The 8,808-nt window shown below is 56.1% G+C and carries 8 protein-coding genes, 4 tRNA genes and 1 pseudogene; 7 read left to right on the forward strand and 6 right to left on the reverse strand.

The genetic code is table 11. From position 1 onward, the window contains the following. Position 1: 1 nt before the first annotated feature. From ACP5OT_RS01795 to ACP5OT_RS01805, 3 genes are all read left to right on the forward strand, one after another. A tRNA-Leu gene (locus ACP5OT_RS01795) sits at positions 2-91 on the forward strand. An 8-nt stretch (positions 92-99) separates the two neighbouring features. After that, a tRNA-Val gene (locus ACP5OT_RS01800) sits at positions 100-174 on the forward strand. A 17-nt stretch (positions 175-191) separates the two neighbouring features. After that, positions 192-267, forward strand: a tRNA-Phe gene (locus ACP5OT_RS01805). Between the two features lie 330 nt (positions 268-597). Here the strand turns inward: ACP5OT_RS01805 and ACP5OT_RS01810 are convergent. Continuing rightward, positions 598-951: a CPBP family glutamic-type intramembrane protease gene (locus tag ACP5OT_RS01810; protein ID WP_424674611.1), complete on the reverse strand. Its 354-nt coding sequence runs from the start codon at positions 949-951 to the stop codon at positions 598-600. 311 nt (positions 952-1,262) lie between these two features. Here ACP5OT_RS01810 and ACP5OT_RS01815 point away from each other — a divergent pair. The 3 genes from ACP5OT_RS01815 (at position 1,263) to fahA (ending at position 3,928) form a co-directional block, all read left to right on the forward strand. Next, positions 1,263-1,338, forward strand: a tRNA-Arg gene (locus tag ACP5OT_RS01815). Between the two features lie 69 nt (positions 1,339-1,407). Then, positions 1,408-2,574: a homogentisate 1,2-dioxygenase gene (locus ACP5OT_RS01820; protein WP_428112761.1), complete on the forward strand. Its 1,167-nt coding sequence runs from the start codon at positions 1,408-1,410 to the stop codon at positions 2,572-2,574. A 106-nt stretch (positions 2,575-2,680) separates the two neighbouring features. Further along, positions 2,681-3,928 (forward strand): fumarylacetoacetase, encoded by a 1,248-nt coding sequence (fahA, locus tag ACP5OT_RS01825; protein ID WP_424674609.1) that lies wholly within the window; start codon positions 2,681-2,683, stop codon positions 3,926-3,928. Between the two features lie 107 nt (positions 3,929-4,035). Here fahA and ACP5OT_RS01830 read toward each other — a convergent pair whose 3' ends face one another. After that, complete coding sequence (locus ACP5OT_RS01830) at positions 4,036-5,172, reverse strand: M20 family metallopeptidase (protein WP_424674608.1); 1,137 nt, start codon at positions 5,170-5,172, stop codon at positions 4,036-4,038. A gap of 114 nt (positions 5,173-5,286) precedes the next feature. Between ACP5OT_RS01830 and ACP5OT_RS01835 the strand changes: the two genes are divergently transcribed. Next, positions 5,287-5,787, forward strand: coding sequence for a ferritin (locus tag ACP5OT_RS01835; RefSeq protein WP_424674607.1), 501 nt, complete (start codon positions 5,287-5,289; stop codon positions 5,785-5,787). Between the two features lie 601 nt (positions 5,788-6,388). Here the strand turns inward: ACP5OT_RS01835 and ACP5OT_RS01840 are convergent. The 4 genes and pseudogenes from ACP5OT_RS01840 to ACP5OT_RS01855 all read right to left on the reverse strand — a co-directional run. Then, positions 6,389-6,685 (reverse strand): NYN domain-containing protein, encoded by a 297-nt coding sequence (locus tag ACP5OT_RS01840; protein WP_428131155.1) that lies wholly within the window; start codon positions 6,683-6,685, stop codon positions 6,389-6,391. 29 nt (positions 6,686-6,714) lie between these two features. Beyond that, complete coding sequence (locus ACP5OT_RS01845) at positions 6,715-7,086, reverse strand: NYN domain-containing protein (RefSeq protein WP_428112764.1); 372 nt, start codon at positions 7,084-7,086, stop codon at positions 6,715-6,717. Between the two features lie 948 nt (positions 7,087-8,034). Further along, positions 8,035-8,220 (reverse strand): gamma-glutamylcyclotransferase, encoded by a 186-nt coding sequence (locus ACP5OT_RS01850; RefSeq protein WP_428131231.1) that lies wholly within the window; start codon positions 8,218-8,220, stop codon positions 8,035-8,037. After that, positions 8,218-8,440, reverse strand: a pseudogene (locus ACP5OT_RS01855) (gamma-glutamylcyclotransferase family protein); the annotation flags it as partial. The gene ACP5OT_RS01850 and the pseudogene ACP5OT_RS01855, both read right to left, overlap by 3 nt. Positions 8,441-8,808 lie beyond the last annotated feature (368 nt).

Raw genomic sequence — 8,808 nt, forward strand, 5'->3', positions numbered from 1 at the left:
CGCCCAGGTGGCGGAATTGGCAGACGCGCTAGGTTGAGGGCCTAGTGAGCTAACCACGCTCGTAAGGGTTCAAGTCCCTTCCTGGGCACCACACGTTGGGGGCGATTAGCTCAGCGGTAGAGCACCTCGCTTACACCGAGGGTGTCGGCGGTTCGAACCCGTCATCGCCCACCACTTCTGATGGGTGGTGCGCCAAGATAGCTCAGTTGGTAGAGCATCGCGCTGAAAACGCGAGGGTCGCCGGTTCGAGTCCGGCTCTTGGCACCATAATACATAGCACCCGCTCTGAATTCTAGAGCGGGTTTTTTGTTGTCTCGAATTCCTCCGATCAAAGGCTGTAATGGTGAGTAAGTGTACATGAGGTGTCGCTCGCGCTCTGAGCGTATCCGCGGTGTATCGAACGGTTGTCCTGATGCGGCAAGACCCCCTACATATAGTTGTCTTATCCACATCTCTCCACAAAATGTGGATAGCAATTATTATTATTCGGTTAAGCGACGATAAAATGTGCTAGATTTAGTGGGAGGGGCTATGTGTGAATAAAACCACTGACCCCTCAACACCTTTAGGCATCCCGTCTGTGGAACGTCTTGCTCATCAGCTTCGAGCCAGCGCCGGAATGATAAAGATGTCGGCCACCATGGCCACAAGGCTGAGGCCGTGCAACCACACAGCAGCCCAGACGTTGCGGGTGCGTAGCACCAGATAACCGCCAATGATCCCAATCGGTACGGCCATACCCACCATCAGCCAGCGCTCGAACATCGGCACCGGCGCGACGAAGAGATGATTGAGCGCGTAGAGTAGGGTGGTGATGGCGACTGTCAGATGAGCGTTAAGACCGGCATCGCGTAAGCCAAGGAGCAACACACCACGCCAGAGTAGTTCTGCGGCCAGCACCAGCACCGGGAAGAGGTAGAGGAAACCCATTCCGACCAGAATCGTCTCCATCGCCTCCATCGGTGCGCCACCACCACGGTAAAGGTGTTTACCCAGTCGAGTAGCATGAGCACAGCTCCAATCCCACCACCCCAGATCGTAGCAGCGCGCAGATTTGTGCGGGTGACACCGAGCATAGCCCAACTACTGCTGCGCCCTTTGCGCCTTTGCACCCTTTGCGCCCTTTGCGCCCTTTGCGCCTTTGCGTTACACCATTGTACACGTTCCGTATCAATTTGCGGCAAAACATCACACAACGAAGGTTGCAGTCTTTCGCCACGTTGCACAAGAAAGGCGAATGTGCTACACTATTGACGCCGAATGGCCCGGTAGCTCAATGGATAGAGCAACGGTCTTCGGAACCGTTGGTTGGGGGTTCGAGTCCCTCCCGGGTCGCCAGCGCGCCCGACGCAGCAGCGCCGGGCGCAACCTGTTATCAGACGACACCGCAGCACAAGGAGGTGTGCGATGCCGTTTTACCAGCGTCTCGGTCAGATCCCTCACAAGCGCCATACCCAGTTTCGGAAGCCAAATGGTAAGCTCTATCGTGAAGAGGTGATGGGGCTAGAAGGCTTTCACGGGATTCAGTCGATCCTTTACCACCACTTCTTGCCTCCGCGTGTCCTACGTGCCGAGTTGGTGGGTCCGGTCAAACCGGAGTATGTCGAGTTCGGTCCGATCCGCCACCGTGCTTTTGCGACGGCTCATATCCCTGCCGGTGGAGATCCGGTTAGTGCTCGGATTACTTTGCTCGGTAACAACGATGTTACGATCGGTGTGAGCCGCCCCACCGAGAGTATGACCGGCTTCTATCGCAATGCACAAGCGTATGAGGTGTGGTTTGCGCACGAGGGCAGCGGTGAGCTACTCTCGCAGTTTGGACGCCTACCCTTCAATCCCGGCGACTATCTGGTCATCCCTTTCGGTACCACGTGGCAAATGCGGCTCAACGGTCCGGCGCGCTTTTTAGTCATTGAAGCCGCCAGCCAAATTGCCCCGCCCAAGCGGTATCGCAATCAGTTTGGTCAGTTGCTTGAGCATGCGCCCTATTGCGAGCGGGATATTCGCGGTCCTGGTGAGTTGCTCACCTTTACCGATACCGGCGAGTTTGAGGTGTTGGTGAAGGTACGCGATCAGCTTACGCGCCACGTCCTCGATCACCATCCCTTTGATGTGGTGGGCTGGGATGGCTATCTATACCCGTGGGCCTTTTCCATCCACGACTTTGAGCCGATTACTGGTCGTATCCACCAGCCGCCGCCGGTACATCAGACCTTCGAGGGCCATAATTTCGTAGTGTGTTCGTTCGTGCCGCGTCTGTTCGATTATCATCCTGAAGCGATCCCGGCTCCGTACAATCACTCGAACGTTAACTCCGATGAGGTGATTTATTACTGCGATGGTAACTTCATGTCGCGCCGTGGTATTGAGCGATGTGACATAACTTTGCATCCTGCCGGTTTGCCGCACGGTCCGCAGCCGGGTAGCACCGAAGCTAGTATCGGTGCCAAAGAAACGCGCGAGTTAGCCGTGATGATCGATACCTTCCATCCGCTGCATCTGACGACTGCCGCGCTCGAGTTGGAGAAGGCGGGGTATATGGATTCGTGGAGCGTGGGTGATCCGGAAGGTTAGTTGGTGGATGTCGTTCTGATTGTTGGTTCCCTCCCTTCCTATCTCGCCGTGAGGTGGGTGGGGAGGTAAGGTATATGATAGCGTAGCCCTCTTGCATACCAAATCTATGCCATTGCAAAGTTTTGTTTCTATTACACCTGACAGTGATTTTCCGCTCGAAAATCTGCCCTACGGTGTCTTCCGTCTGCGTAGTGGCGGTACGGCGCGGGTCGGGGTGGCGATTGGTGAATACGTACTCGATCTCGCAGTGCTCGATGAGGCCGGTTTGTTGGCTTCGACGCCGGTGGCCGGGCAAGGGTTGTTTGCCCGTGATACCCTTAACGGATTTATGGCTGCGGGTCCGGCGGCGTGGCAGGCAGTGCGGAGGACGTTGCAACGGCTGCTTGCCGCCGATGAGCCAACGTTGCGCGATCACCAGTCGCTGCGCGACGCCGCGCTGATCCGGCAAAGCGAGGTTGAGCTGCTGCTGCCGGTGCAGATCGGCGATTTCACCGACTTCTACTCGTCGCTTTACCATGCCACCAACACCGGCAAGATGCTGCGTCCTGATAGTCCCCCACTCTACCCAAATTGGCGGCATATGCCGGTAGCTTACCATGGTCGGGCTAGTACTGTGGTGGTCAGCGGTACACCGATTCGCCGTCCCTGTGGTCAGATTAAGCCATCCCATAGTCCAGAACCGTTCTTTTCACCGTCACGTGCCCTCGATTTCGAGGTTGAGTTGGCGATGGTTATCGGTGTGGGTAACGAGTTGGGGGTTTCGGTACCGATTGCGCAGGCTGAAGAGCACATCTTTGGCTTTGTGATTCTCAATGACTGGAGCGCGCGCGATATTCAGGGGTGGGAGTATCAGCCGCTTGGCCCCTTCTTGTCAAAGAGTTTTGCGACGACGATTAGCCCGTGGGTGGTTCCACTCGCAGCACTCGAACCGTTCCGCTGTAGTGGTGAGCCACAAGACCCGCCACCGTTGCCGTATCTGCAACCGCCACGACCAGGACATTTTGATGTCACGCTCGAAGTCTGGCTCAACGATACGCGCGTTTGCCAGACCAATGCTCGTCATCTGTACTGGAGTTTTGCCCAGCAGCTTGCACATCATACGGTGAATGGTTGTCGGCTGCGGCCCGGTGATCTGATGGGTTCGGGAACGATCAGTGGTCCAACGAAGGAGTCGCGGGGTTGCCTGTTTGAGTTGACGTGGCGTGGTACTGAGCCGATCCAACTGGCCGATGGCTCAACGCGGCGTTGGTTGGATGATGGTGACATGGTGACGATGCGGGCGTGGGCGCAGGGTGATGGGTACCGCATTGGGTTTGGTGAGGCGACGGGGACGATTGTGGCAAATTCGTCGTAGTGGGGCGCACGGCTGTGCGACCCACCGTTGTGTACCCCACCATTATGCGTCCCACCGTCGTGTGTCCCACCGTCGTGCGCCCCACCGTTGCAACCATCCTGCTGCGCCTAGACTTCTTCCAACAATGCACACAACAACGCAGTGCGTTCGATCAGTCCACGTCGGCTGATCTGTTCGTGGTCGGCATGGGCACCGGCACCGGGACAACCCAAGCCGTCGAGGGTGGGAATGCCGAGCGCAGCGGTGAAATTGCCATCACTGCCGCCGCCGGTGCTGCCTTCACGGATATCTAACCCTAACGCTGCACCAAGTTCTTGCGCGCGGGTAAAGAGCGCAGCACTCGCCGGCGTGCGTTCCATCGGTGGTCGGCGTACACTCCCACTTACTTTCACCTGTGTTCCCGGAGTTACCGGCTTGAGGGCCATCATACCTGCTTCGATCCGCTCCGCTTCGGCTTGTGTCCATACCCGCACATCAACCTCCATCCACGCTTCGGCGGGGACAACATTGGGGCGGGTACCGCCACCGGCTACGCCAACGTTCACCGTCGTGCCAATGGCCGGATTGGCCAACGCATTGATCGCCAGAATCTGGTGTGCTAGTTCGGTCAAGGCGCTAACCCCTTTCTCCGGCTCAACACCGGCGTGAGCGGCACGACCGGTAATGGTAACCCGGAAGGCACCACCACCCTTGCGCGCCGTCTTCAGCGCGCCATCCGGTTCGGTTGGCGGTTCGATCACCAGGACGTGGGCTGACTGTTGGGCAGTTGCTTCGATCAGTTTACGCGATGTGGGACTACCGATCTCTTCATCCGATGTCAACAGCACGATAACCGGTCGGCGTAAGCGTGGTGCAGGGTGACCAAATCCACCGAGTGCGGTGTAGACCATCGCGATACTCGCTTTCATATCATACGCCCCCGGCCCGAACGCGCGGTCATCGGTCAGGGTAAAGGGGCGTTGAGTGACCGTTCCTGCCGGCCACACCGTATCGTAATGGCAGAGCACCAGCGCCGGCGGTAACGATGGCTCGGCGACATCGGTTATAGTCACGCGCAGATGGTCACCGCCGGCAGGGTTGGTAATGCGCTCAACGGTGCCAATGCGGGCGAAGAGAGCGGCTAGCTCATCGGCGCACGCATCGAGTAAGACTTTATCGGTACTCGGTGATTCAAGGTGAACGAGGCGGGCGATGAGGTCGAGCATTGCCGACTCGTGGGTAGCGATATGGGTACAGGTAAGCATGTCTTTCTCCGCAATCAAATTGAAGTGTAGCGTAGTATAACAGAGGTCTCTCATTTCATAGATATGTGTGTTATAATGAAGATCGTACCCTGATGAACGAAAAGGAGGATTGTTATGCTAAGTGAACAGGTGTTACAGGCACTGAACCGTCAAATCACCTATGAGTATGCCGCATCGTACACCTATCTAGCGATGGCTGCTTATTTCGAGTCGCTCTCACTCACCGGTTTTGCTCACTGGTTTCGGGTGCAGAGTGAAGAGGAGCGCGAACACGCATTGCGCTTCTTCGATTACGTGAACAACCGTGGTGGGCGGGTGATGTTGGGGGCGATTGATGAGCCTCAGAATGAGTTTGCTTCGCCGCTCGATGCCTTCGAGCGGGTGCTGGCCCACGAGCAGCGGGTAACTGCGTCGATCAATGCGATCTATGCTCTCGCAGCCCAAGAAAACGACTACGCCACGATGAGCATGCTCAAGTGGTTTATCGACGAGCAAGTTGAGGAAGAGAAGAGCGTTGACGAAATCATTCAGCATCTCAAACTGATTGGCAACGATGGGGTTGGTCTGCTGTTGCTTGACCGGCAATTGGCAGAACGGTCGGGAGAGGAAGAGTAGCCCTGTTCGGCACCGGTCTGTCCTCTCCGCCTACCGATAGGTTGTGGAGTGACGACAGATTCAGGCGGGTGGTGCCGCGCCGCGGGGTGATGCGGCGTGGCCGTTCTCCAACCAGTAGAAGCAAGGTGGCTATTTCGTAGCAAGCGACCGGATGGTGGTGTGCCTTAGCATCTTGCAACCCACTCGCCTTACACTGGATTGATCCCCGGGCAAGGTTACCGTTGGTTGCTCAACACACGACTCACTGTGATTGCGGTACGTGTGGTGATAAACAGCAATCAAATATCCTTCACCGAAAAAGCCGGCTTACCGGCAACGCTAACCTTCAATCGCAATCCATTCCGTGTGCATCCAAATCCGGTAGCACCTTACTCCCGTCAGGAACGGCACGGCGCAGGGCGAGCACGACATATGAAGTTGGCAGACGCACGATGCAGTAGTTCGTTCCTTGACAAACGCACTGCATATATTCGATAAACTTCGCAAATCCCAATTTGCCCAGTTGAAAGTCGGGAATGGCATACATGACAGCTTCTTTGATGACCGGAAGTGCTATTCCTTTCTGAACTAAATCAACTGACGTTGTTGTATTTTGTGCGTATCAATCGAGGATCTCTCTGGTTTTGGCAACAATGTTCTCTGGTGTAGGCTCGGGCACTTTCGCCACCTGCTCGGCGAGGCGAATATTGCGCGAGTCGGTAACCCCGATCTGACCGAGGGCATGCACTGGCTGAACCTTCTCTTCCGGGTCGGTAATCCAAACGAATTCGTCACACACCGCTTGAAACGTCTTGTTGACTGCCGAACGGTACGCGCAACCGATGACCGTCTTGCCATATTCGTGCAGCTTTTTGGCCAGAGCGGCAAAACCGCCATCACCGGATACAATTACAAACACAAGCAAACGAAGCAGCTTAGTCCGCAAACTCAAGCGGTGGCGGCAAAACCGCCATCACCGGATACAATTACAAACAAGTTGAGACCAGGACGGATATACGCGAGATCGATGGCATCAATCGCAAGTTGCACATCGGCCGCATTCCGCTTCGGTTCTCTGGCAAACCCGAAGACTTGGATCGGATCGATACCAAGTCCGTTGATTTCATCGCGCATAACGCCAAGGCGCGGATCACTCCAATTGGCGTAAGCGCGCTGCACAGCGATATGGCCGATCTTACCCGTCTGCCGGAGTGCTGTGAGTATCTTCCTGAGCGACACGTTAGTAATCGTCTGGGTTGAGAAACCGTAGCCCTTAATGAGGTTCTCGATATCGTAAAAGATGGCGGTATTGAACGACATTGGTGTTCGCTCCCTCGGTGTCGATGTAGGCGCGTCAGACGTCTCTGTGTCGTCCATTGTAAATCGCTCCTGCCGAAACTACTGACTTTGCCACCATCCCTCTTTCTGGATGGCAAAGCGGTGCATATTCGCGGTGGACGATCCCGGTTCCCAAGCACCGTGCGCCGACATCATACTTCCCTTCACCATATCCCATCCACCGATGCAGGTCCAACTTCCGATGAACGATACGCTACTATTGGGCAGGGTGTGCGCCAGGACCCGTTGCGTCTGCACGATGGGGACAGGGGACTGCAAATCGACCTGGTTACCGAAGAGGTGCTGGGCTTCATCAGGTTGATCGTATCTTCGCAAATGGCCTAACCCGTAACGCACATCTTGGATTTTGGTCTATCAGGTTGAAATCGGCGATTACCGTTCAAATGCGATGGTCACCGGCAGTTGCACCCAACCGGTCCCAGGGAAAGGTTGAGACAGCACTATGGTGAACAACGCTGTTTTCAGGGAAGGGGTAGTCAATTCGCCGAGCAGGTGCGCACACACAGCATCCGCATATGCCGGCAAAACCACGGCCTGTTCCCCACGTTCCGTCAGCAGCGGCACAAACGAATTCGGCGGAAGACCATCTGCGATGTGTTTGGCTCGCCTGAGTCGTTTTAGTGGTCGCACGGTTTATGAACTCAGTATTCAGGAATAACGTCGTTGCTCATGTTATACCAATCCCTCTGAACTATACTGTAACCACGGCACAGATCACTGCGCTCGATCTGCCGGTCGGCGCGGCAGGCGATGGCATGCAGTTGAGCGGAATAAACAGAGAGAGGCAGCGTAGGCGCCACCCGTATCAACGCCATGTGCGCGCGGTCCGAATAGCGCGCGACTTCTGTCGGTGAGCCGTCGAGCGAACTGCACCGCGTGCGACGTTCGCCGGAACGTCTCATATGCGCGTTACAAACCCGCCAATGCTTCAATACTGCGGATGTAGTCGTCTGGTAGCCGATGCTGGCGCACTCCTGTGAGGATTGTCTCAAGATACTCAGTGCTCAGCTTGAGTGATTCGGCGGCGAGAAACTTCTCCCCGGCCACGTATGTCACTGCATCTCGTTCCTCACCATTATCAAGTTGGACCCGAATCGCGTGTCGCTGATAGTGCTCACCCTTCACTCCCTCATACCGGTCCATCTTTTGGAGAATCATGACTGCACCGGTACACAACACCCCAGACGGTCGCGCCTGCGGCTGGAACGATGTTCGCCTTACTTGTACCATCGTTGCTGCGCTTGTTGAACGCTAGCCGATACCCGGTGAGCCGCGCTACCTGCCCCTCCCTGATGGAACCGATGCGCTCTTTCATCTGTTCCTTCGATAGATTGCTGCCGTAGACAAAGTATCACTGATCCATAGGAAGCTCCTTTCACTCGGTCCTGACGACGTATGCATCAGTGCCCGCTGTTCATCCGCGAACCAATGTGTAACCCTTAAACGGCTGCACGAGAAACGAGGCGTAACCGTGCTATGTTGGCTTATAACAGCACATGCAAAGGATGATACCGTATTCCAGAACTGGCCCTCCCCCCTCACGCTGCCCATAACCTGAGCGTTCTTGGCCTCCTTTGCGCCTTTGGGTAAGGGATGCAGGATTGGCCCCCCTCACGCTGCCCATAACCTGAGCGTTCTTGGCCTCCTTTGCGCCTTTGGGTAAGGGATGCAGGATTGGCCCCC

It is taken from the genome of Chloroflexus sp. (genome assembly GCF_049970315.1).
Lineage (GTDB): Bacteria > Chloroflexota > Chloroflexia > Chloroflexales > Chloroflexaceae > Chloroflexus.

Excerpts from the sequence above, each read along its gene's own strand:
- ACP5OT_RS01810 (WP_424674611.1), bottom strand. The coding sequence starts at position 951 with ATGGAGACGATTCTGGTCGGAATGGGTTTCCTCTACCTCTTCCCGGTG.
- ACP5OT_RS01820 (WP_428112761.1), top strand. The coding sequence starts at position 1,408 with ATGCCGTTTTACCAGCGTCTCGGTCAGATCCCTCACAAGCGCCATACC.
- fahA (WP_424674609.1), top strand. The coding sequence starts at position 2,681 with ATGCCATTGCAAAGTTTTGTTTCTATTACACCTGACAGTGATTTTCCG.
- ACP5OT_RS01830 (WP_424674608.1), bottom strand. The coding sequence starts at position 5,172 with ATGCTTACCTGTACCCATATCGCTACCCACGAGTCGGCAATGCTCGAC.
- ACP5OT_RS01835 (WP_424674607.1), top strand. The coding sequence starts at position 5,287 with ATGCTAAGTGAACAGGTGTTACAGGCACTGAACCGTCAAATCACCTAT.
- ACP5OT_RS01845 (WP_428112764.1), bottom strand. The coding sequence starts at position 7,086 with ATGTCGTTCAATACCGCCATCTTTTACGATATCGAGAACCTCATTAAG.